The organism is Chryseolinea sp. T2, assembly GCF_037203685.1.
GTDB lineage: Bacteria > Bacteroidota > Bacteroidia > Cytophagales > Cyclobacteriaceae > Chryseolinea.
The window spans coordinates 77,586-99,579 of the sequence record NZ_JBBCAU010000013.1; the positions used below are offsets into that span (position 1 = coordinate 77,586).

18 protein-coding genes are annotated in these 21,994 nt (G+C 47.7%); 9 read left to right on the forward strand and 9 right to left on the reverse strand.

Annotated features, from left to right (window positions below; all coding sequences use genetic code 11):
* Positions 1-9 precede the first annotated feature (9 nt).
* Positions 10-558 (reverse strand): DUF2911 domain-containing protein, encoded by a 549-nt coding sequence (locus WBG78_RS29350; protein WP_337330107.1) that lies wholly within the window; start codon positions 556-558, stop codon positions 10-12.
* Between the two features lie 199 nt (positions 559-757).
* Positions 758-3,367, reverse strand: coding sequence for an MGH1-like glycoside hydrolase domain-containing protein (locus WBG78_RS29355; protein ID WP_337330108.1), 2,610 nt, complete (start codon positions 3,365-3,367; stop codon positions 758-760).
* A gap of 369 nt (positions 3,368-3,736) precedes the next feature.
* Between WBG78_RS29355 and WBG78_RS29360 the strand changes: the two genes are divergently transcribed.
* Both WBG78_RS29360 and WBG78_RS29365 read left to right on the forward strand, forming a co-directional pair.
* Positions 3,737-4,084, forward strand: coding sequence for an ABC transporter permease (locus WBG78_RS29360; protein WP_337330109.1), 348 nt, complete (start codon positions 3,737-3,739; stop codon positions 4,082-4,084).
* Positions 4,085-4,098: 14 nt separating this feature from the next.
* Positions 4,099-6,129 (forward strand): FtsX-like permease family protein, encoded by a 2,031-nt coding sequence (locus tag WBG78_RS29365; RefSeq protein ID WP_337330110.1) that lies wholly within the window; start codon positions 4,099-4,101, stop codon positions 6,127-6,129.
* Between the two features lie 56 nt (positions 6,130-6,185).
* Here the strand turns inward: WBG78_RS29365 and WBG78_RS29370 are convergent, their stop codons facing one another.
* Positions 6,186-6,728 (reverse strand): carboxymuconolactone decarboxylase family protein, encoded by a 543-nt coding sequence (locus tag WBG78_RS29370; RefSeq protein ID WP_337330111.1) that lies wholly within the window; start codon positions 6,726-6,728, stop codon positions 6,186-6,188.
* A gap of 75 nt (positions 6,729-6,803) precedes the next feature.
* Between WBG78_RS29370 and WBG78_RS29375 the strand changes: the two genes are divergently transcribed.
* Positions 6,804-9,941, forward strand: a complete 3,138-nt coding sequence (locus WBG78_RS29375; RefSeq protein WP_337330112.1) for a PVC-type heme-binding CxxCH protein — start codon at positions 6,804-6,806, stop codon at positions 9,939-9,941.
* A gap of 1 nt (position 9,942) precedes the next feature.
* Complete coding sequence (locus WBG78_RS29380; RefSeq protein WP_337330113.1) at positions 9,943-10,845, forward strand: TIM barrel protein; 903 nt, start codon at positions 9,943-9,945, stop codon at positions 10,843-10,845.
* A 144-nt stretch (positions 10,846-10,989) separates the two neighbouring features.
* Here the strand turns inward: WBG78_RS29380 and WBG78_RS29385 are convergent, their stop codons facing one another.
* Together WBG78_RS29385 and WBG78_RS29390 are read right to left on the reverse strand one after the other, a co-directional pair.
* The gene (locus WBG78_RS29385) at positions 10,990-11,850 is read right to left on the reverse strand and encodes a hypothetical protein (protein ID WP_337330114.1); all 861 of its coding nucleotides are present in this window, start codon (positions 11,848-11,850) and stop codon (positions 10,990-10,992) included.
* A 226-nt stretch (positions 11,851-12,076) separates the two neighbouring features.
* The gene (locus tag WBG78_RS29390; protein ID WP_337330115.1) at positions 12,077-12,358 is read right to left on the reverse strand and encodes a hypothetical protein; all 282 of its coding nucleotides are present in this window, start codon (positions 12,356-12,358) and stop codon (positions 12,077-12,079) included.
* 126 nt (positions 12,359-12,484) lie between these two features.
* Here WBG78_RS29390 and WBG78_RS29395 point away from each other — a divergent pair, with 126 nt between their 5' ends.
* Entirely contained in the window at positions 12,485-12,886 is a 402-nt protein-coding gene (locus WBG78_RS29395; protein WP_337330116.1) for a nucleoside deaminase, read from the forward strand.
* 105 nt (positions 12,887-12,991) lie between these two features.
* A complete protein-coding gene (locus WBG78_RS29400; protein ID WP_337330117.1) occupies positions 12,992-13,351 on the forward strand; it encodes a hypothetical protein in 360 nt (119 codons plus the stop codon).
* A 1-nt stretch (position 13,352) separates the two neighbouring features.
* On the opposite strand, the gene WBG78_RS29405 is transcribed toward WBG78_RS29400, so the two are convergent.
* Entirely contained in the window at positions 13,353-14,333 is a 981-nt protein-coding gene (locus WBG78_RS29405) for a helix-turn-helix domain-containing protein (protein ID WP_337330118.1), read from the reverse strand.
* Between the two features lie 90 nt (positions 14,334-14,423).
* On the opposite strand from WBG78_RS29405, the gene WBG78_RS29410 reads away from it, so the two are divergent.
* Both WBG78_RS29410 and WBG78_RS29415 read left to right on the forward strand, forming a co-directional pair.
* Positions 14,424-15,578 (forward strand): FAD-dependent oxidoreductase, encoded by a 1,155-nt coding sequence (locus WBG78_RS29410; protein ID WP_337330119.1) that lies wholly within the window; start codon positions 14,424-14,426, stop codon positions 15,576-15,578.
* Between the two features lie 90 nt (positions 15,579-15,668).
* Positions 15,669-17,333, forward strand: coding sequence for a TlpA family protein disulfide reductase (locus WBG78_RS29415; RefSeq protein ID WP_337330120.1), 1,665 nt, complete (start codon positions 15,669-15,671; stop codon positions 17,331-17,333).
* Between the two features lie 51 nt (positions 17,334-17,384).
* On the opposite strand, the gene WBG78_RS29420 is transcribed toward WBG78_RS29415, so the two are convergent.
* Together WBG78_RS29420 and WBG78_RS29425 are read right to left on the reverse strand one after the other, a co-directional pair.
* Positions 17,385-18,305 (reverse strand): helix-turn-helix domain-containing protein, encoded by a 921-nt coding sequence (locus tag WBG78_RS29420; protein WP_337330121.1) that lies wholly within the window; start codon positions 18,303-18,305, stop codon positions 17,385-17,387.
* A gap of 21 nt (positions 18,306-18,326) precedes the next feature.
* On the reverse strand, positions 18,327-19,202 hold the full coding sequence (locus WBG78_RS29425; protein ID WP_337330122.1) for an SDR family oxidoreductase: 876 nt from the start codon (positions 19,200-19,202) through the stop codon (positions 18,327-18,329).
* A gap of 345 nt (positions 19,203-19,547) precedes the next feature.
* Here WBG78_RS29425 and WBG78_RS29430 point away from each other — a divergent pair, with 345 nt between their 5' ends.
* Positions 19,548-20,222 (forward strand): porin family protein, encoded by a 675-nt coding sequence (locus WBG78_RS29430; protein WP_337330123.1) that lies wholly within the window; start codon positions 19,548-19,550, stop codon positions 20,220-20,222.
* Positions 20,223-20,300: 78 nt separating this feature from the next.
* On the opposite strand, the gene WBG78_RS29435 is transcribed toward WBG78_RS29430, so the two are convergent.
* Positions 20,301-21,293 carry a fatty acid desaturase family protein gene (locus tag WBG78_RS29435; protein WP_337330124.1) on the reverse strand — a complete coding sequence of 331 codons (993 nt, stop codon included), beginning with the start codon at positions 21,291-21,293 and terminating at the stop codon, positions 20,301-20,303.
* Positions 21,294-21,994: the final 701 nt, after the last annotated feature.

Below are 21,994 nucleotides of genomic sequence, written 5' to 3' on the forward strand. Positions count from 1 at the left end.
TCAATCAGGTTACTGTGCTTTAATCGGAACAACGAACTTGACATCCGACCATTCAAACACAGCGTCAATGCCACCATCGGCTTCAATGAGCGTAATAGTGTACTGCTCGACAGGCGAACTCAAATGTTCAGTGGGAACCTTCGTGTGCAAAACATCCAGACTGTAGTCGGGCTCCATGGCACCCCATTTACCGAGCTCTGAATTCAAGGCGATATCAAATTCATTTGCTGCAGGAACGGCGTACATTCTGTAAGTACCCGCTTTCATCGGCTGGTCATTAAAAAGAAAGTCTTTGTTGACCGTTAACTCTGTCGATTCATTGGCTCCAAGTCTCCAGTATTTCCCATACGGTTGAAGTGCACCTTGTTCTTCTGAACCAAAAATCAGACGCCCCCGAACGGACGGACGGCTATAAGGTATCGACACAGTCAAGCCGTTGGCGGTTAACTCGGTCTTTCCAGGAGGACTTAATGTTCGGTTCCTGTAGTTGAGGTACACGAATCCGAGGGCAAGCGCTACAACAAGTACGACTACGCCGATAAGTATCTTTTTTTTCACGGTAACAATTTAACGATTTCCTGCCAATTAAGAAGCATTGTCACTACCCCGACCATTGAATGATTCCTGACTCTATCCAATACCCAAGGATGCAGAAGCTTCTGTCGAGCGGTGTTCAGGGATCGGGATCACTTCGAAACGATTGAACATACAGAAAGCCGGGGCAATCAAAACTGTATCATGAATTTCACGGTCAGTATCAATCTTCCATTTCCAACAGCAAGTTGGCTATGAGTGCAGTCCATCCGGTCTGATGTGATGCACCAAGGCCCTGTCCTGTATCTCCATGAAAGAACTCGTAGAACAAGTGATGATCTTTAAAATGAGGGTCACTCCAATGCGTTTGGTGCCGGGCATGATACTGATACTGTCCGGCGTCATTACGTTCAAAGATTCTCAGTAATCTGCGGGTAAGCTCGTTAGCAATTTGTTTCAGGTTCAGCTTTGTTCCTGACTTCGAAGGGAACTCGATTGTGTACGAGTCTCCGTAAAACTTATGATATTTTCGAAGACAATTAATAATTAAATAGTTTAACGGGAACCAGATCGGCCCGCGCCAGTTGGAATTGCCGCCGAACATTGCGCTGGTACTCTCGCCGGGTTCGTATTGAATGCTGTAGGTGTGCCCGTGGTATCCGAAAATATAAGGGTTGTCTTTATGACTCCGCGACAAAGAACGTATGCCGTAATCGGATAAGAACTCGGCCTCGTCCAGGAGCCTTTTCAATAGCATGTCCATTCGGTCGTCCATAATAATGGCGAACAAATAGTTGCCATCCTTATTCTTGCGCTCCATGTCGGTTATGATGCGGGTAAGGTCTGGCCGCGTTAGCTTGATTACTTCAACCCTGGTATTGAACTGATGAAGATTTTTGAATACGCTGGTGTTGATAATCTCTACAGCCAACAATGGAATAATGCCAATGAGGGAGCGGATCTTCAGTCTTTGCGTTGTTCCATTTTCAAACTGAACGGCATCGTAGTAGAACGCATCGTCTTCGTCCCAAAGGGAAATGTCGCGCTTACCGATATGATGCATAGCCCATCCGATGTTGAGCAGATGCCGGAAGAACTTTGCGGCCGATTCTTCATAGGCTTTGTTGTGTTGTGCCAACTCCAGAGACATACGCAGCATGTTAATGGCATACATCGCCATCCAGCTCGTAGCATCTGCCTGTTGTAGTTTTTTTATTCCTGGCGGCATGTGATTTCTATCGAACACGCCAATGTTGTCAAGGCCCAGGAAACCACCTTCAAAGATGTCCGTTCCGTTGGCATCCTTCTGATTGACCCACCAGGTAAAATTCATCAGCAGCTTTTGAAAGGCCCGCTCCAGAAAGTCCCAGTCAGACACATTCGTTTTTTTCTTGTCGGCTTCATACACGTACCATACGCCCCATGCATGCACCGGAGGATTTACATCACTGAAGTTCCATTCGTACGCGGGAATCTGCCCGTTTGGATGCATGTAATACTCCCGGAGTACAACCAGTAGTTGTTGCTTGGCGAAATCCGCATCGATGTGTACAAAGGTTGCAGCATGGAAGGCAAGATCCCAGGCGGCAAACCAGGGATATTCCCACTTATCGGGCATCGAGATAATGTTCCGGCAGGTGAGATGTTGCCATTCATAGTTTCTTTTTTTGGTACGCGCAGGGGCAGACTCGCTGGGTTCTCCAAACAACCATTTGAACACATCGAGGTAATAGAACTGCTTCGTCCAGAGCAGACCACTTACCGAACTTCGAAGCAATGCCTTATGTTCCGGAGAAATGTTCTTTGGTGCGAGGTCATTGAAGAACTCGTCGGAATCATCTTTCCGCCTGGTGAATATATCATCGAAGTCGACCCACGGATCTTCCAGCTGATTTTTGCTAAGCCTGATCTTGTACACCTTCGATGCTCCTGGCTGAATATTTTCCTTCAACCATATTGCTGACTTGGTCCCTTTCTTCTTCGGATTTACCGTGCTCTGATTGTTAACAACGAAGTTATTAATACCGTCCTTCACAAAGGGTGAGTCATTTGGTGTATTGTACACGCGCCTGTTGTTCGTTTCATTGTCACAGAACAATTGCTCACCTTCCTGATGATAAAGAAAGAAATCTCCATTACGACCTGAGCTCGTTCGCAGACAATTCGGAGTAAGCGAGACGATTTCTGGCTTGTTAAACCGGGGATTGTGCCTCCAGAAATTACGAAACCACAGTTGTGGCAGTACATGAATCCTGGCAGCATCTGGTCCGTGATTGTGGACTGTGACCTTCATCAGGATATCGTTCATTTCATCCTTGGCGTACTCTATATAACAATCAAAGTATCGGTTGTCTTTGAATGCTCCTGTGTCGGACAACTCGAATTCCGGAGTAAAACGATCTGTTTGATTCCCCTTCAACAGCTCACGGTACGGAAACTGCTCCTGCGGATACTTGTACAGGAAGCGGCAATAAGAATGTGTGGGTGATGAATCGAGGTGAAAGTAGAGTTCTTTAACATCCTCACCATGATTTCCTTCTTCGTTTGTCAATCCAAAGAGTCGCTCTTTGAGGATGGCATCTTTGCCATTCCAGAACGCAGGTGCAAGACACAAAATCTGGTCTACATCACAGAACCCAGCTATCCCATCTTCACCCCAACGGTATGCGTAACTCCTGGCAAGATCGTGAGTAATGTAGCTCCAGGCATTTCCATCCGGACTATAGTCTTCTCTTACGGTACCCCATTCACGTTCTGAAATATAAGGTCCCCATTTCTTCCAGTTCTTGTTGTTGTTTGAGCGGGAGAGTCGTGCACGTTCTGTGGTATCCATCTTGTGATTTAGGCCGGGTCTGTGACACGTGGTTAATCACACCACGTTAAACAGTTGTTAAGTAATATAATGATTGGAGTTCAGTTGGTAAATATTGCCTGTGACGTCCCGCGCAATGAACACGCGGATAGTTGAGGGTGATGAATGGCGTCTTCCGGCTATTTCATAGGGGTGCTAACGTTTGTTATTTCCTGATCGCGTGGGTTTGCTTGTCGTGGAAAAGAATGCACATCTTATCAAAACTTTTTTGGTCGCGGCGAGCAAATCATCAGACCTATCCCTGTGAGGGCGATATGTGAAGATACACCAACTGTGGGTACGCGTCCGGGCTTAATTCTTCCTAACTTAAATTCAAAATCCAATCTTCTCATGAACACGCTCTATCGCTCCGCCATTCGCCACCTGTTCAAGAATAAGACAGCCGCTTTGCTGAACGTCGCGGGAATAGCCATCGGCATATCAACGTGCCTTTTGATCATGATCTGGGCGCAGCGCGAGTGGTCGTTCGACGATTTCCACACGAACGTCGATAATAAGTACAGAGTGTGGAATACATTCAAAAGCGAGAGTGAGACCTTTTCGCAGGCGCCGTCATGCTCTGCGTTGGGAGCTCAGGCGCCACAGCATATCCCGTCAATTGTCAGCACGTGCCGGATCTTCGGAAACAGTTTTAAGCTCCGCTATGAGGTAAAACATTTTTCGAGAACAATGCGATAATAGCAGACTCGAACGTGTTCCGGTTCTTTAACTTTCAACTCGTCAAAGGTCATCCCGATCAGGTGCTACGTACACGTAACGAGATTGTACTAACCGAAAGTTTGGCTGTGAAGTACTTCGGCAGTGCCGACAATGCGATGGACAAAATCCTCATGGTCGATCAGACGCCCATGACCGTAACAGGTATTGCTGCCAACATACCAGTCAATTCGCACATTCAGTTTGACCTTGTTGTGCCTGTGGAATGGCTGAGGCAGTATGGCCTGGAGAACTGGAAGCAGGATATCAACGACGGTTGGGTAGGAGGATGGCCACATACTTATGTTGAGATCAGTGACCCATCAAAGAAGGCCGAGGCACAGGCAGCCATCAACGATATGGTGGCCCGGTTTGCAAAGAAGGAGTGGGAAAACAACAGGTTCTCATATCAATATTTTATGCAACCAGTTAGGGACATTCATTTGCAGTCTTCGCTCCGATACGATTCCGGCAATAATGGCAGCCAGACAACGGTGAGGGTATTCGTGGCCGTAGCGATATTCATACTGCTTCTTGCTTGTATCAATTACATTAATTTAACCACGGCAACGGCACTGACAAGGGCGAAGGAAATCTCATTGCGAAAAGTCGCTGGCGCCAGCCGTCAGCAGCTGATGCGACAGTTCTTCATCGAAACCCTTATGGTCACAACCATATCCGTAGCTATGGGCATACTGTTGTTGTCAGCTATGTTGCCGGTATTCTCGTCGTGGATGGGACAGCTGTATAGGTTGGAAATCACGGCAACAAACATTGCTGCAGTGGTTGGATTTATTCTCCTCATCGCAGTCATTTCCGGATTTTATCCGTCAGTGGTTCTTTCGTCCTTTCAACCCGTTGCAACGTTGAAGGGACGGTTTGCTCACAGCAATCTCGGACAGGTACTGAGAAAAAGTCTTGTTGTTCTGCAGTTCACGATATCTACCGTGTTGCTTGTTTCTATCCTTGCTGTTCATCAGCAAATGGAATTTATAAGGGAAAAACCTTTAGGTTACAAGAGTGATGCCGTAGTTGCCGTGAACTTTAATGGAGAGCAGGGTGTGAACAAACAGTATCAGACGATCCGTAACGAGTTGCTATCCGTGCCCTATATCGAATCCGTAGCACTTCACAGCGACAATGTTGTTGGTGGTTTGGGGAATGGCTGGATCGACACCGAGAACAACGAAGGCAAGAGGGTCACCACAAGCATCTATCGCATGGGTGCGGATGCGGACTACTTTGATACCTATGGAATGGAACTTGTAGCCGGTCGCGTTTTCGAGCGGGCAACAGCGGATACCACCAAATCCGTTCTGATCAACGAAGCCGCGGTAAAGATGTTAGGGTGGCCTTCGGCTCAGGATGCGCTGGGTAAACCTTTCGGGTCGGGCGACAATGTAAAGAAGGTGATAGGCGTTGTGAAAGATTTTCATTTTGAAAGCCTGCACAAAAACGTAGAGCCGCTGCTTATTAGTCATGTTAATGGTGGATGGGCATTTTCTTTGCGTATCGAACGCGCGCATATACGTGATGGACTTGATCAACTAAAAGCTGTATGGTCGAAGCTCTCACCCGATGTTCCGCTCGATTTTTCTTTTATCGATGAATCGTTGCAGGCTCAATACGGTCGCGAGCAAAAGATGGAATCGGTGTTTTACATTTTTGCCGGATTGTCATTCCTTATTGCCTGCATGGGCTTGTTCGGTTTGTCAACATTCATGATGCAGCAGCGTGTTCGTGAGATCGGTATCCGCAAGGTATTGGGCGCTCCTGTAACCCGGATTGTTGTGTTGCTCACGACAGATTTCTCGAAGCTGGTGTTGATCTCTGCTTTAATCGCCCTTCCCATTGGATGGTTTGCCATGCAGCAATGGCTGCAGACCTTTGCCTACCACACCACTCTGACGTGGTGGATATTCGTTCTGGCTGCAGTGATACCGGTAGGCATTGCGTTGCTTACAGTAAGCATGCAGTCGATCAGAACCGCATTGATAAATCCGGCAAGGACACTTAGAACCGAGTAGGAGAAAGTATTAACGATTCGCCCTGCTATGATATCGCCATATTAGTCTCGCTTTTTTCAGCGTGGCTCGATGCGATAACCCAATTCAGCGGCATGTTTCGCTCTGTCGATGTAGAAGCTTCTGTCGCGTGGAGCCCAGGTGTCGAGCCCATCGACATAACGGTTAAACATGCAGAAGGCGGCCGCAATCAGAACCGTATCGTGAATCTCGCGATCGGTCGCGCCGAGTTCTTTCGCCTTCGAGATTTGATCTTCCGTAACATGCTTACCACCCTTTTGAACGCTTAACGCAATTGACAAAAGCGATTTCAATTTATCAGAAATATCAGCAGACGTGAAGTCAGCTTTTACTCCGTCGATGAATGCCATGTCGCACTGCAGATAATGCTGAGCGACACCTCCGTGTGCATTCTCACAAAAGAAGCAGTCGTTCGCCGATGATACCACTGTAGCGATGAGTTCGCGCTCGCCGCGGGTAAGAGAGTTCTCACCGCGCATGAGCGTTTCGGTAAACTCGCTTAAGGGTTTGGCTATGTCGGGTCGAATGGAAAGCGGACCGCGAATTCCGGGAATACCTTCAGGTAATGTTATGTATGGCATGGGAAACCAAGATAGATAAACTCCTAAATATTATTATAACTTAGAAGAGAAGACCACACCAAAACCTCTCCTTCAATGACCCGAGTAGCCCAATTCTCGCTGTTATGCATGCTGGCGGCGTGTGTAGCGAAAGATCCTCCATCAACAACTGCTGATAACAAGACGGGTCCACAAGTTCCCGACGGTTATGTCATTGAAATCGCAGCCGACTCAACCCTGGTCGACTTTCCTATGTTCAGTACCCTTGATGAATACGGAAGGCTTTTCGTTTTTGAATCAACCGGCGATAAGTACAACAAAACAGAAGACGCCATCGGCAATCCACAATTCAGAATCAATCTTCTCGAAGACACCGATGCAGATGGAAAGTATGACAAGAGCACCATCTTTGCGGACAAGGTGGGTTTTCCTCAGGGTGGCGTTTTTTATAAAGGCTCTCTCTACGCTTCTTCAGCGCCTGACCTCATCAAATTTACGGATTCCAATAGCGACGGCGTTGCAGATCAACGTGAGGTTATCTTATCGGGGTGGGTGCTGAATGTAAATGCAAACAGCCTGGTAGGGCCATCGTTGTCTCCGGACGGGTGGTTTTACATGACCAATGCCATTGAGGGATTCGACGTTACTACCAAAGAAGGCCAACATCTGAAGGGCGAGACGGCACGAACGTGGCGCGTAAGACCGGACGGAACAGGTCTGGAGTGGATATCTGCCGGAGGAATGAACAATCCTGTTGAGCTTGCTTATACGGAAGCTGCAGAGCCGATCGGTACGGAAACGTATTTCACTGAACCGCAGGCAGGCGAGCGCGACGCATTAGTTTACTGGATTGAAGGAGGTGTTTATCCCAAGCCAAACAATAATATTAAACGTGACAGACTTCCCCTGACAGGTGAACTCATGCCTGTGGTTTCCAAGTATTCCCGCGTTGCACCTTCGGGGATTGGTCGTTATCGTCAGAAGGGTTTAGGCGACGACTTCAAAGACAATCTGTTCAGCGCGCAGTTCAACACTCATCGCGTGCTCAGGCACAAACTGATCAGACAAGGCGCATCGTTCCGCACCGAAGACGAGATCTTCTTCTGGAACAATAATAACGAAGACTTTCATCCAACGGATGTGCTGGAGGACGCCGATGGAAGCCTGCTCGTTGTTGAAACCGGAGGCTGGTTTATCAAAGGTTGTCCGTTGTCTCAGGTGTCGAAGCCACAACTCAAGGGCGCGATATACCGCGTACGGAAGAAGGACGCGAAAAGAGCCGACGATCCCTATGGCAATACGATCAAATGGACAACGCTTGGGCCGGACGCGCTTGTGAAGTACCTGGAAGATTCTAATCCATTTCTTGCCGATCGGGCGCAGCAATTTCTTGTTGACGGTGGCGATGGATCTGTCATTGCGCTGAAGCAATTGTTATCGGCTTCAGAAAGTGCAGATGCAAGAACGAAGGCCGTGTTCACGCTCAATAGAATCGGAACGCCTCTTGCTATGGAAGGTGTCCGGACCGCTTTGAAGGATGGGGATGATCAGGTGGCCGTTGCCGCTGCGCGGTCTGTTGGAATGTCGAAAGATAAGCAGGCCCTCGCCAGTCTGTTAGTGGCTGTAGCGAACGGACACGATCCGCTTCGGAGACAGGCAGCAACTGCTCTTGGACAGATTGGAGACAAACAGGCGGTGACCGCGCTGATCGATGCTTCATCAGAAACCGATGATCGTTTCATCAGGCATGCCATCATTCACGCGCTGACGACTATCAATGACGTGCACGGCGTTCGCTCACGGCTTTCTGATACTTCTGCAAGGGTGCGTGAAGTTGTCATCATTACGCTCGATCAGATGCCATCGTCTCCGCTAACAGCTAAGGAGCTGACTCCCTTTCTTACACACCGGAATAAGAAGCTTCAGCAAACTGCACTGTGGGCGGCTTCTCATCATCCTGAGTGGAGTGGGGAGATGGTTACATTTCTCGAAAAGGAGTTGAAGGGCAACGAATCGCTTGCATCGAATGAGAAACTGCTGTCAGATATGCTGATCTCGTTTGGAGCCGAGCCAAAGATGCAGAAGTTCATCGCCGACAAGGTGGGCACTGCATCGCGCGACCGGCAACTCTTTTTAATTAGCGCCATGATGCGAATGAATATGAAGGAGTTTCCCGCGGTATGGACATCGCGGCTTACTTCGATGCTGGAGTCCGGGACAAACGCCGAGGTAAAATCCAAAGTTATAGAGCTGGTTCAATTGCGCAGTATTAAGTCGGCTGAAAAGAGTCTTGCCTCCGTTGCAGATGATAAGCAAAACCCCGCGCCGCTTCGAATGCAGGCAATAGAGGCCTTTAGTGCCGGTAACAGGAAATTGAGTGAAGCGCACTTTGACTATCTGCTTAATCAACTTACGCAAAAAGGCGAAGTGGCCAATACGCAACAGGCCGCGGCCATTCTTGAGAAGTCGGAGCTGACGGATAACGAATTAAAGATTATGTCCGACAAATATCTTCCACAGGCAGACCCATTTATTCTTCCCCGGCTTGTATCTGCGTTTCAGGGAGGGCGCTCGGCAGAAGTTGGAAAAGCATTGGCGACGACACTTTCAAATTCCTCAACGCTTGATGGATATTCGGAGGAACGGCTGCGAAAGGTATTTGAGCATTATCCGCCAGACGTAAAGCCCGACGTTGACAAGCTGATCGAGAAACTAAATGCCGTTCACGCCGAACGTATCAAATATTTGAAGGAGATCGAGGCCAGTCTTGGCGATGGCGTTCTTGACAATGGCCGAGCTCTGTTCTTCGGTAAGGCAACTTGCTTTACCTGTCATAAGATTGGATCGGAGGGTGGTCAGTTCGGACCTGATCTAACGTCCATACAACGCGATCGCTCCACGCACGATTTGCTGGAAGCCATCGTGTACCCAGGCGCATCGTTCGTGAGAGAGTATGAGACGTACAAAGTGCAGACCGCCAACGGTGAGCATACCGGCATTGTTAAAAGCAAAACGCCTGATGAAGTTATCCTGGCAACATCGCTGCAAAGCTCCATCCGGATTCCAAAGAGCGACATCAAAAGTACCGTGTTATCGGATGTATCCATGATGCCTCAGGGTCTGGACAAGCTTTTAACTAAGAAGGAGCTTGCTGATCTCATGGCCTTTCTTCAGGGCCAGGATCAGGACCCGGAAACAGATCAGCGAATTCTCAGACACACCGTAAATCAATAAGATGGAAAGGCGCGAATTCTTAGGACAGTCCCTGGCAAGTGGACTAACACTGTTAGGCTCTCCGTTGGTTGGCAAAACGGAAGCTGGTAAGGCATTCAACATGAAGTTCTCTCCGGACTTTGGAATATTCAAGGCAGCGTCGGGAGATAATATTGTTGATCAGATAAAGTGGGGATACGATCAGGGTTTTCGCGCATGGGAGAATACAGGCTTGAAATTTCGCCCGGTCAGTGAACAGGAATCCATCAGTAAAGCTGTTCAGCAGTTGGGGATGGAGTTCGGTCAGTTTGTTGGCACGATGACGTTCGAACATGTCACCTTTGCAGGCAAGGATGCATCAGCGCGTGAGGCGGTTCTCAAAGACATCAGGCAATCAGTGGAGATCGCGAAACGGATGAATACAAAGTTTGTACACAACGTACTGGGTATGGGCGATCCCAAACTTCCATATGATTTTCAGATGGCCAACGCCATTGAATTGCTTAAGCGGATAGCTGAGATCTATGAGCCAAATAACATCGTTATGGTGATGGAGTCGATGAATCACAAGATCGATCATCCGGGAATGTTTCTGCATACCATCCCGCAGGCCTATGCGCTGGCGAAGGCAGTGGGCAGCCCCAGCATTAAAGTGTTATTCGATTTCTATCATGTGCAGATTGAAGAAGGCAACCTGCTGAAGACACTCGACTATGCCTACGATGAAATTGCCTATTATCAGCTCGCTGACAATCCAGGTCGTACAGAACCAACAAGCGGCGAGATCAATTTTGTTAATGCATTACAATACCTGCACAACAAAGGATACCGGGGATTCATGGGGCTGGAACACAGTACAAAGAAGCCAGGGAAAGAAGGAGCGATGGCCGCGCTGGAGGCGTATAGGGCTGTTGACCCTGATTAAAGGTTAGGGCGTCGTATGGTAGGTTGGTGCTTCGTAGGTTCGGTTAAACGAATGCAACCGCAAAATGTTAAACTCTAAATGTAAAATGTAAAAGTAGTCTTTGACAGAAGAGTTGAAGGAATGCTTAAAGAGTTGCAATTGTAATTACTCGCAATTCTTGCTGATGGAGTCGAGGGTGAAATCCTGAGATACCACTTCGTTGCTCACATTCAGGGCGCGGTCGCGGATGCGTACTTTTAGGCGAAGAGTTTTGGACCCGAATGTTTGGCGTATACCCACGGAACTCATATCGTATTTCAGGTCGCCTTCAAGCAGACCGGACTTATCAGATAATTCCGGGAACCGTTGATTGAATGAGGCTTCACAATATTCTTTTTCCCAGTCGAAGAGCGTGAAGGTTCCGGTTCCATCGTTCTCCCAAAACTCGACGTCAATGTTCCGGTGATTGGGATTGCGTTTGTAATAGACCTGGTCCTGTACGATGTAGTAGACCGAAGGAAGGCTGCCGGTGGTGACCGTATCGATATCGGGATAGGAAGCGTCGATGATCGCCTTGTCTTTTTCCTGGATGTATACCTTTTGGATTTTATAGTCGTAGCAGGATGTTACAGCATCGACATAGGGAGGAAGATCATCCGAATACGCCGGATCGAGGAGTGTTCGCGTGGTCACCAGCTTTCCCGTTGTGCCCGGAGGTACTTTAATGAACTGCTGCAGGCCATTAATTACGGTTTCTTTTCCCGCTTCCACAACCTCACCGCTACTCGCAATGCCGTAGAATATGTCGTTGTATGGCTCTTCGATCTGGTCTGCGAGCCCAAGGTCGCCGTCCCCGTCGCGAAACGAAATTCTGAGCGTCAGCACGTCAGGATCAGTTGTACCTCCGCTTTTAAAGCATACGCCAATAAAGCTGATCCTGGGTGTGGTAGAATATTCGGGAGCATTGAAGCAAGACGTCACAGCTGCCGCAACGGTGAACAGGAATAGGCTTTTTACAACTTTCATCACGGGTCGTTTATTGTGTCTCGTACCGCGGCGCCTCCAGTGTGGCTCACTCTTCACTTTTGAACTTCAGATGAAGCTAATTGAAGCAACCTTCGAATTACCAATATAGCCAAGTCCCGGTTACTTTTAAAGCTTTTTGAGGAGTAAACACGCGATCAGGAAAGCAGCGGTAATTACTGCAATGAGTTACCCTTATTGGGGCAATAACATAAGCAGGTTAAGCGTTTTATTCGCTTTTCAGTGTCTCCACGGGATTGGTCTTTGCTGCTCTTAAAATAGTGAAACCCGTAGTAGCTGTGCCAATGCAGAAAATGACCAGCCCGCACGTTGCAACGGTAAACAGGCCGACGGAGGTGTGCTGCATATTGAAAACGCCAAGCAGCGCATTGAGGAGATAGTAGCCGCCGAAAGATCCGATCAGTGCCGCAATACCAAGAATAATGATGAATTCTCTATTGATAAGCGCAATCACATTTGCCACGGTGGCGCCATGCGCTGCGGAAGGCAACGACGATGTAATTCTTTAACATAGAGAGGCCGGTTTAGGGAATCTAATGAAGCTATCGGAAAGTGATCGTTATTAAAGATAGGGATTAATCGTTTAATTTGATACCAATATGAAAACGCAATATTCATGACGAGTCACGCGGCCTATCTCAGTCGCTGTCTCGAGCTGGCCCAAATAGCGAGGGAAGAAGGTGAAAGTCCTGTAGGAAGCGTTGTGGTGTTGAATGACGAGATCATCGGTGAAGGCTCTGAGAAAAGCCGGCAGCAAAATGATGTAACCCGACATGCTGAGGTGGTTGCCATCCTGAATGCCGTTGCAACGAACGGGCACTGCAAAGGTGCCACGTTGTATACAAACATGGAGCCCTGTATCCTGTGCTCGTATGTTATCCGTCATCATCAGATTGCAACAGTTGTTTTCAGTAAACATAGCGGAGAGCTGGGCGGCACCAATCCGCGGTTTAATATTCTCACTACGGATATGATGAGCAAGTGGACGAAGCCGCCGGAGGTTATTGTAGAGCCATGAGGCACGTCAATTTTTATGCAGCTTATTACTCCAATTGACGAGTAGAATTCAAGCGCTTCCAACCTTTCCAACGGAACAGGGGTCTAATGGTCAAATCATTCCGTTATGAAAACCTGCGCTTCGCTCCTTATGCTCGTTGTAGTGTTGTTTGGCTGCAACGACGATTCCGTTACCAAAGACTGTGGAACACCGGCAACGGCACGAGACCTCACGAGTGTCGATGGATGCGGTTATGCATTTGAACTGAGCGATGGTACGTTGCTTATCCCCGTATTTGATGTATTGTATTGTGGTACACCGCCCCTTCCAAAGGAAGTAACCGAAGATCCCCTGTACAACTTTCAATTTACTGAGGGAAGGCAGGTCGTTATCGGATATGAATTAAGACCAGATGTCGCGACTGGTTGCATGGGCGGTAAGGCAGCGAGAATTACCTGCCTGGAAGCCACCGAGCCCACGGAGTAGATCAGGCTCCACCCGCTACTTCTTTACTCAACGAGTACTTCTTCGGCTTCATGCCAATGTACTTTTCAAATTCCCTTGAGAAATGACTGAGGTTGGTGAATCCCAATTGATATCCCACTTCAGAAACAGTCAGTTTCTTTTCTTTGAATAGTCTTGCTGCTTCCTGCACACGCGCCGACTGATAATATTCAAAAACTCCTTTACCAAATGTCTGCTTGAAAAGCTTTCGCAGCTTCGGTTCACTCATGCCGGCCTCAGTTGCCAGAGAGGCAATGTTGGGCGGTTCGTTTAAGTGGGACTGCAGATGAATCTTGATCGCGTAGATCGCTTTGATGTCATCCAGGTGCATCGAGCTTGCAGGAACAGGATCCCTTTGTATCAACAGAGAAAAAATGTGACACAACAGTTCCTGGCATTTCAGATTGTAATAGTAGCGCTCAAGATTTTCGGGAATGGGTTGATCCAGTATTTCGCTGCCCACGCGAAGCATCTCCGACGACAGACTGGTCTCGAATATGAAGTTGTCTTTTCCCTTAAGTATTGTTTCGGCAATGGGATGCTTCAGCTCTTCGAAGAGGGATCGAAGATATTGCCTTGATGCTGCAATGGTAACGCTTCCGAAGAGTGTATTCGAAGGCATCTCCATAACAGAAGAGACCGCATGCTTGCAAATGAGCACGTTCGGTTGTTCGGTTGAAAACTGTCCTTTGCGATGAACTGAAGTCGGGAAGATTCCATTGAGTCTGAACACAACATCGTCCTGCCCTTCTGCCAGTTCATTCTTACGATCGATAACGACTTCTTCCTTGAGATGATAGTTCCTGATCATCATCCTCAGTTCCTTTCCCCAGTTGAATCCCGACATATAGCCACCGCCTTTGCTATCGGGAATACGGATGAAACGCCCATCCACTTTTGCTCCGATCGCCCGGGCAAATTGCTGCGCAATTCCCTCTCCTTTGTCAGTGATGGATATTTTCATTCGCGACTATTTTAAAAGCATTCATGGCTATTTTGCCTATGAAAGTAGCTATAGTTTTGCATCAGTGAAAGATATTTAACATCATTTGATATGCTCATCAGCGACAAAAAGATCGCCATCATAGGAGGTGGCCCCGGGGGCCTGACACTTGCCAGGCTTTTGCAACTCAAAGGCGCAGACGTTAAGGTTTATGAAAGAGATATGAACAGGAAGGTGCGCGTACAGGGCGCCACACTTGACCTGCATTTTGATTCCGGATTAAGGACAATCGATGCGGCCGGACTAATGGATGCATTTAAGGCAACGTACAGGCCAGGCGCCGAAAAGGGACGATTGGTTGATAAGTCCGGAAACATCATTTTCGATGATCATGACAAGACAACTCCTGCAACTGACTTCAATTCTCCCGAAGCCAGACCAGAAATTGATCGCAGCGACTTGCGTGACCTGTTGTTGAATTCGCTTCATCCAGATACAGTAGTCTGGGACAGTCATTTCATCAGCATGTCGAAGAAGGGCAAGCAATGGAAATTAGAATTTAAGAATGGTACAACGACCGTAGCGGACATTATCATTGGGGCTGATGGAGGTAATTCAAAAATCCGTCCATGCGTAACTTCGACAAAAGCTGTTTATGCAGGCATTTACATTCTTCAGGGGAACGTGGACAATGCAGCGAAAGTGGCGCCGGCCATGCATGAATTGTTGAAGGGCGGAAAGCTATATGCTCACAGTGATGAAAAGTATTTACATGTGTCGGCCAAAGGTGATGGAAGTATTGACTTTTATGTGAGCAGCAAGAGAAATGAGAACTGGTCTGTTGAGAGTGGGATTGATTTCACTGATAAGTCTCAGGTCGCAGAGTTATTCAGGACCGAGTTTGCTGACTGGGATAAGATCTGGTTTGAGCTTTTTGAGAATTATGACGGTGCACTATTGATCCGTCCGCAGTATTGCATACCATTGGATCAAACGTGGGAAGCGCAATCGAACATTACGTTGCTTGGCGATGCAGCTCATATCATGGCCCCTTCGGGTGAAGGTGTGAATCTTGCCATGCTCGACGCTGTGGAACTGAGCACTGTGCTGACCTATGGAAGTTTCAATGATCTGAAGGAAGCCATAGCGTTCTATGAGAAGAACATGCGCGAAAGGGGAGCGGCGGAGGCAGCAACATCTGCAGGGATGATTGAGTGGATGCATGCGGAGGGTGCGCAGGAAAAGATGGCTGAGCTGCTGGCTTGAGCATTGAAGGACCAGGGTTGGTGCATAATCCTTTTATTGCAGGTGCGTTGTACTTACGTTATATTGAGATGTCGTTAGCCATAACTGCTTATGCCTGAGAAAGGATTCTTTACAAGAAGAGAATCGTCGATGCGAAACTGGCAATGGTCTTTGCTGCAGGGAATTTTGGTTGTTGCAGGTGTTCTCTCTTTATATAGTTCTGAGGCGGCGACTATTCGCGGACGTATCCTCAATTATGATGGTAAATCTACTGTCAGCTATCAGTTGTCGTTCGAGCAACTGAGCCTTCGCTATGGATATTTTGAAAAGGTAACTTTGTCGTCCGATGGAAAGTTTGAGATTCATTATCCCATTCACCAGCTGACAACGGTTCGTATATTCTACCAGCGAGTTCCCTATGAGTTCGTCCTGCGTGAGGGTTCGGACGTCGCTGTGGTGATTGATCAGAGCAGGATCATCATACCCAAAGAGGACACGTCAAATAGCAAGTATTTTGACGCTGTCGTAAACACTGTTCGAAAACAGGCCACGGTTCATATCGAGGGCGACCTTGCGTATGTGAACAAATATCTGAATTCATTAGAGAGAACTGTTTCCCGGTCGTTCACAGTGCGGGGATGCGATCTCACTTTTAAACTTGACAGCATACAGACATTCGAACGGGCGAGAGAATATCTTGATTCATTACTCCGGAGTGATGAAGATGCAATCGGGCAACTGCCGATAGAAGAGAATACAGCTGAAAATAAGGTAGCAAGTAAAAATCATGAAACAGGTGACGAGGTAAAGGCATACCTTCGAAACGATGCAAAGGCGTTCTACTATAGTACGTTCCTGAATGCGTACATGCGACTTCGTCTTGAGTATGATCGTGATTTATTACGGCCTGTCGATAAGAATCATCTTCAGGAATGGAAGGGTTTTGTTTCTTTATTTCTGCGAAATGCGTCTCAGTATGTGGTTCCCGCGCCGACGTCGGCAACATACAACGAGTATGTTTTGAATCTCAAGTACACTGCCGATCTGGAGGACAGTGTAGCAATCAAAAGCAGGAAGTCGACCGACGGAATGATACTTTCTGAAATGTTCCCACACCCTGCAATGCTGGACTCGCTTGTCTTCGCTGAGGTCAATGTTATGAAGGCTTACCGGATGCACTTCATGTTCATCTTCCTGAACTCTCAATATTACTACTCGTCAGTATTAAAATCATGTGTTGATATGTGCAACCGCGAATACAAAGGCTCACGATACCTGGAGATCCTGCGACCAAAGATTGCAGACTTAAGTAAGTATTTGTCGACGGCCGCGGTTAATAATAATGAGAAAATTGTAATCCTTGAGGACCATTACAGGACAGTTAATGAACTGCTGAAACCATTCAAAGGCAAATGGATATTTGTTGACTTGTGGGCGTCGTGGTGTGGGCCGTGTGTCGAGCAATTCGCTTATAAGGATAAGCTCAACACATTTCTGGAGGAGAACAATGTTTCGTCTTTGTACATATCGCTCGACGGTGTTGAGCGAAAGGACAGATGGATGAAGATCATCTACGCCAATGATCTGCACGGATCCCATTACCTGCCCGATGCTGAGATGAAAGTTTCACTTTGGAATTTCATTGGCGGAAAGACGGGTATCATTCCGCGATATGTTTTGATCGACAGGAAGGGCACCGTGTCAATTGCCAGCGCGTCGCTGCCGATGGATTTCGAACAGCTTTCTACTGAAATCAGCGGGAAGATAAGAAAGTAGTTGAACACCAATCCGTCCAGGTCGCTCGTGCCCGCCAGCGGATGAACGGCATCAATTAAACGACTGCCTAAACTCCAGCGGCGACTGGTTTGTCTTTGTTTTGAACAACTTGCTGAATGACTGCGAATGTTCAAAACCTAATTCATACGCAATTTCGCTTACGGTGAGGTCCGTCGTTGATAATTTCTCTTTGGCTTTCTGGATGAGCTTTTCGTGGATGTGTTGCTGAGTGTTTTGTCCCGTGAGCGCTTTTAGCAGACTGCGCAAATACACAGGCGAGACGTTCAGATTGTCGGAAATGTATTGAACCGAAGGCAGACCTTTGCTGATCAGGTCTTCATTGTTGAAATAATCAGACAGGAGTTTTTCCAGCCTATCGAGGATCTGATGATTGGATTTTCTTCGTGTAATGAACTGCCGGTGATAAAAGCGCTCGGCATAGTTCAGCAGTACTTCAATCTGAGAGATGATGATCTGCTCACTGAACTTGTCGATGTTCGATCGATATTCGTGCTGGATCTTTTCAACGATTTCATTCATCGTTTGTTCTTCCTTTTCGGAGAGGAACAATGCTTCGTTTACGGAATAGTCGAAGTACTCGTATTGCCTGATGTTTTTTGCAAGCGACGTCTTCCAGAGGAAGTCGGGATGGATCAGCAACATCCAGCCCGTGCGTTTGGCATCTGCACTCTGGTTCTTTTCAAGCTTCAATAGTTGATGAGGCGCCATGAATGCCATGACACCTTCATCAAAATCGTATGACTGCTGACCGTATCGCATCTTGCCTTCCATGCCGCGCTTTACGGAGATCACGTAGAAGTCGAACAATAAACCTTCAGATTCGTCGACAGGTGAGCCCTTCATTTTGGAATAGTCGACTACGCTTATGAGCGGATGCTCTGGTGGTGGCAGGCCACGCAGTACATGGTACTCGCTGATCGTTTTTATTCGTACGGGTTCTGCGGTTGACATAAACAGGTACCTTGCCAGTACTTAAAAATAGTTCTTTCGCAGGTCTTCTAACAGTCCTGTGTGTGTTGGCTTCCAACCCAAACGTTCCTCTGTTTTTGAGCCGGATGCGGGGCTATCGAACCCTATGAAGCGACTCATCCATTCGAAGTGTTTGATCGCGTCTTCTCCCGACACCGACGCAACGGGAAGATTCAGCTGATCGCCAATTAGCTCTGCTATTTTCTTTACCTCGATGCCCGCATCACCTATGGCATTGTACAACGCGCCCGTTGATGACTTCTCGAGCGCCAGGCGGAAGAGCTTTGCGGCGTCCAGGCGATGAACTGCGGGCCAGCGGTTGCTGCCGTCTGAAACGTAGGCAGATACCCCATGCTTGCGCGCCTGTTGAATAATAAACGGAACGAAGCCCTTGTCGCCTTTGTCGTGGACAGAGGGTGGCAACCGAACCACAGAGGCATTTACGCCTTTGGCAGCCCATGCCCCGGCCGTTGCTTCGGAGCTGCGCGGCGAATTTTGCGCAACGCTGTCCTCGGTGATGATGCCGTTTATAGGAGGCAGTCCAAGAATTCCTGCGGTTACAACGAGTGGTTTACTGGTCCCTGCAAGTGTTTCGGCCATTGCGTTGATGGCTGCTTTATCCGCTTCGTTCGCTTTTGCGTACTGGTTGAAGTCGTGAATGAAGGCCGTGTGAATGACACCATCTGCTTCCGAAGTACCTTGTTTTAATACGTTCAGGTCTTCCAGGGTTCCCATCAACACCCTGCCGCCCGCAGCAGTTATCGATTTCGCTTTTTCATCTGATCGGGCCAGGCCCATCACCTGATGCCCTGCATCAATTAATTCTTTTACGACGGCCGAACCAATGAAGCCCGACGCGCCGGTTACAAATACTTTCATCTTTTGATCTTTTGTTGATACAAAGGTGCTGACAAGAAATAAAGAAGCTGTATCCAATATGATGATCGTTGTAGTCAAAACGCAAAGCCATGCTTGATTCCGCAATTGGAGGGGAGATTATAACGCCTGCCCTAATAGTGTGGATTATCCATCACACGTAAAGATCTACACACTCAGTCCACAATTGTGCAATGTGCAATGCAAGGCGATCCGCAATGGAAGGAATCAGCGTATATGCCGGCAGTAGAATGAGGTGTTTGGCAGTGGTATCGCTTTTGAATGGTGAAGGTATCGCACAAAGAATTGACGGGGCGATAGACGTTTTTAACATAAATAACTACAACTATGAAAAAGACTACAATCAATAAGTTGCTTGTCGCGGGTGTACTGGGAAGTTTCCTGTTGCTAACGCGGATAGATGCAAACGCGCAGTTTGGTTTTGCGATTGGGCCTAAGGGCGGTGTCGCAATAACGACCTTTAAAGGAACGAACTCAGAAAACTTTGATTCGCGCACATCCGGTTTCTACGGCCTGTTTACGAATTTTCAATTTGGAAGGGTGTTTTCATTGCAGCCGGAGTTCCTGTTAACGGAAAGGGGAGCAAGCTTCACGTCAAGTAATGTCAGAAGTGATGTTAGGATAAGTTACTTTGATATTCCTGTGCTGGCAAAGATCCGGCTTCCTCTTGCAAATGAGGTGGTCTTTCCACACATATTGTTAGGACCTGACTTTGCATTCAAGACGGATTTCAAGGCGACGGCAAAAGACACTCAAACGGGAAGTGCAATTTCGTGGACAGATGCTGATGTGAAGCAATCTGATGTCGGTGCGCTGGTGGGAGCTGGTGTTGATATTCAGACGCGTGGTAACGGGATATTCTTCACCATCGATGGTCGTTACGGCTGGAGCTTCCAGGATCTTAATGACAACGACAACATGATCGAGGTGAGGAACAGAGGATGGATGTTTGCTGCCGGTGTTGGCTTTAGAATAGGTAATTCCAGCGGCGATAACGATTAAATCCTGCTTTAGCTTTAAGTATGTACAGCCTGTCTGCGATAAATAGAGATTGCGGCAGGCTGTTCTTTTGTATTCAAGTTAACGGTAGACGCCCGACCGGAACTCGCGCATTGAAATCATTCGTTCTTTATCCTCGTCCCACAACTTGAGTTGAAGGCATCTCCAGATTTCATTTGGGTGGAGCGAAGTGCATCGCGGGTGCTGAAACTCGATCACTGAGCGCATGGCTTGCGGCAGATTGTAGAATGGTATCCTCGGGTTGACGTGATGAATGTGATGGTATCCGATATTCGCCGTGAACCATCTCATCATGCGACTCATCTTTATGTAGCTCGATGATTTTAATGCAGCATCAAAATAGTTCCAGGAGTCATCGCTTGACAAAACAACTTCGGGAAAGTTATGCTGTGCGTAGAATATGTATCCGCCAAGCGAAAAGGCTACGAACGATGGGATGAGCAATGAGAACGTAAGGGCCGGCAGTCCTCCATAATACCAAAGTGCAGAGGCCAGGGCGATGTGAATTAACGCGGCGACGCCGCAGTCCCAGTAACGTTTCGGGTTTTCGAAGAAAGGCCACAGACAAAATGATACGAGGTAGATTGGGATGTATCCGAAAACAATCATGAGGGGGTGACGAAGCAGTTTGTATCTGAATTGCTCCTTCGATGTGAGTCTTCGATACATTGATGTGGATATTGTTGGAAAGCTTCCCAGCACGAACGTGGCGAATTTTGAGTTTGTGTGATGGTGGTGTTCATGTGATTCGTCCCATATGCTGGACGGTGTTAACGTCACCAGTCCGACAGTGGTCATGATCAGATGGGCTATTTTGGAGCCTTTGAGTATAGCGCCGTGATGAAAATCGTGATAGATGACCACCAGCCTTGCCGTTATGAGGCCGGCGATAATTCCGGAGACGAGCTTTAAGAAGGTATTGTTGAGGATCGAGGTGAGTGAGAATGCAATTGCCGCCAGGATCAGTGTTGACAACAAATAATACCAGCTGAGCAGCCGGTCCTCTTTGGCAAAGGGCATTGTTTTGAAGATAAGATCGCCTTTGCTATTCATGGTAGCTAAATTCGTAAAATGAAATAGACTTTTCTTGCGCCCGATCGATTAGCTAATTTAGGAAAATACGGCGGTGTGTTTTTGTTCAGTCACGTCATCGAGGTGGTCAAAAACTTGTTCAGGATCTATAGTACCTGAAGCCGGATCTCTGTATGGAGCGCCTTGGAATGGCCGGCTACAGGCCGCCTACAGGCCACCTATAGGCCACCAAGAGGCCGGAAAGCCTAAGCAATGGCCTCTGCGATTGGCACAACTGCAACCAACTATAACGAACTGCAACTAACTCGAAAGGGCGATTTGGGAATACTTTATGTTTGCATCAGGCCGATGAGAATTAAGAATTAAGAATTAAGAATTATGAATTAGCTGTCAGCCTTGCGGCTGAATGAAGGTCACGACCGTGGGTCGTGGAAGCTGATTGTTGTGAAACGATAGCAATGAAAGTTGTAGCAATTACCTCCGGGATGGTGTGGGTGAAAAACCGGAAGCACGCATTGGGATCGGAGACGAGGTACTAGCGGGTAGAATCAGGCGCGGTGCTTTAAGCAACTAGAACTAGTACCGTGGACATTTTTACACAACTATGTTTCGACTTTTTTAATCCATGGCCGCGTTATATGCCTTAGACAGGAACCATCCATCTGTGGCAAACGCTTTGTAACGAATGGAATCGCTCAATGTCACTCATTCATTGGTGAGCA

Excerpts from the sequence above, each read along its gene's own strand:
- WBG78_RS29355 (WP_337330108.1), bottom strand. The coding sequence starts at position 3,367 with ATGGATACCACAGAACGTGCACGACTCTCCCGCTCAAACAACAACAAG.
- WBG78_RS29360 (WP_337330109.1), top strand. The coding sequence starts at position 3,737 with ATGAACACGCTCTATCGCTCCGCCATTCGCCACCTGTTCAAGAATAAG.
- WBG78_RS29370 (WP_337330111.1), bottom strand. The coding sequence starts at position 6,728 with ATGCCATACATAACATTACCTGAAGGTATTCCCGGAATTCGCGGTCCG.
- WBG78_RS29375 (WP_337330112.1), top strand. The coding sequence starts at position 6,804 with ATGACCCGAGTAGCCCAATTCTCGCTGTTATGCATGCTGGCGGCGTGT.
- WBG78_RS29380 (WP_337330113.1), top strand. The coding sequence starts at position 9,943 with ATGGAAAGGCGCGAATTCTTAGGACAGTCCCTGGCAAGTGGACTAACA.
- WBG78_RS29385 (WP_337330114.1), bottom strand. The coding sequence starts at position 11,850 with ATGAAAGTTGTAAAAAGCCTATTCCTGTTCACCGTTGCGGCAGCTGTG.
- WBG78_RS29395 (WP_337330116.1), top strand. The coding sequence starts at position 12,485 with ATGACGAGTCACGCGGCCTATCTCAGTCGCTGTCTCGAGCTGGCCCAA.
- WBG78_RS29400 (WP_337330117.1), top strand. The coding sequence starts at position 12,992 with ATGAAAACCTGCGCTTCGCTCCTTATGCTCGTTGTAGTGTTGTTTGGC.
- WBG78_RS29405 (WP_337330118.1), bottom strand. The coding sequence starts at position 14,333 with ATGAAAATATCCATCACTGACAAAGGAGAGGGAATTGCGCAGCAATTT.
- WBG78_RS29410 (WP_337330119.1), top strand. The coding sequence starts at position 14,424 with ATGCTCATCAGCGACAAAAAGATCGCCATCATAGGAGGTGGCCCCGGG.
- WBG78_RS29415 (WP_337330120.1), top strand. The coding sequence starts at position 15,669 with ATGCCTGAGAAAGGATTCTTTACAAGAAGAGAATCGTCGATGCGAAAC.
- WBG78_RS29420 (WP_337330121.1), bottom strand. The coding sequence starts at position 18,305 with ATGTCAACCGCAGAACCCGTACGAATAAAAACGATCAGCGAGTACCAT.
- WBG78_RS29425 (WP_337330122.1), bottom strand. The coding sequence starts at position 19,202 with ATGAAAGTATTTGTAACCGGCGCGTCGGGCTTCATTGGTTCGGCCGTC.
- WBG78_RS29430 (WP_337330123.1), top strand. The coding sequence starts at position 19,548 with ATGAAAAAGACTACAATCAATAAGTTGCTTGTCGCGGGTGTACTGGGA.
- WBG78_RS29435 (WP_337330124.1), bottom strand. The coding sequence starts at position 21,293 with ATGAATAGCAAAGGCGATCTTATCTTCAAAACAATGCCCTTTGCCAAA.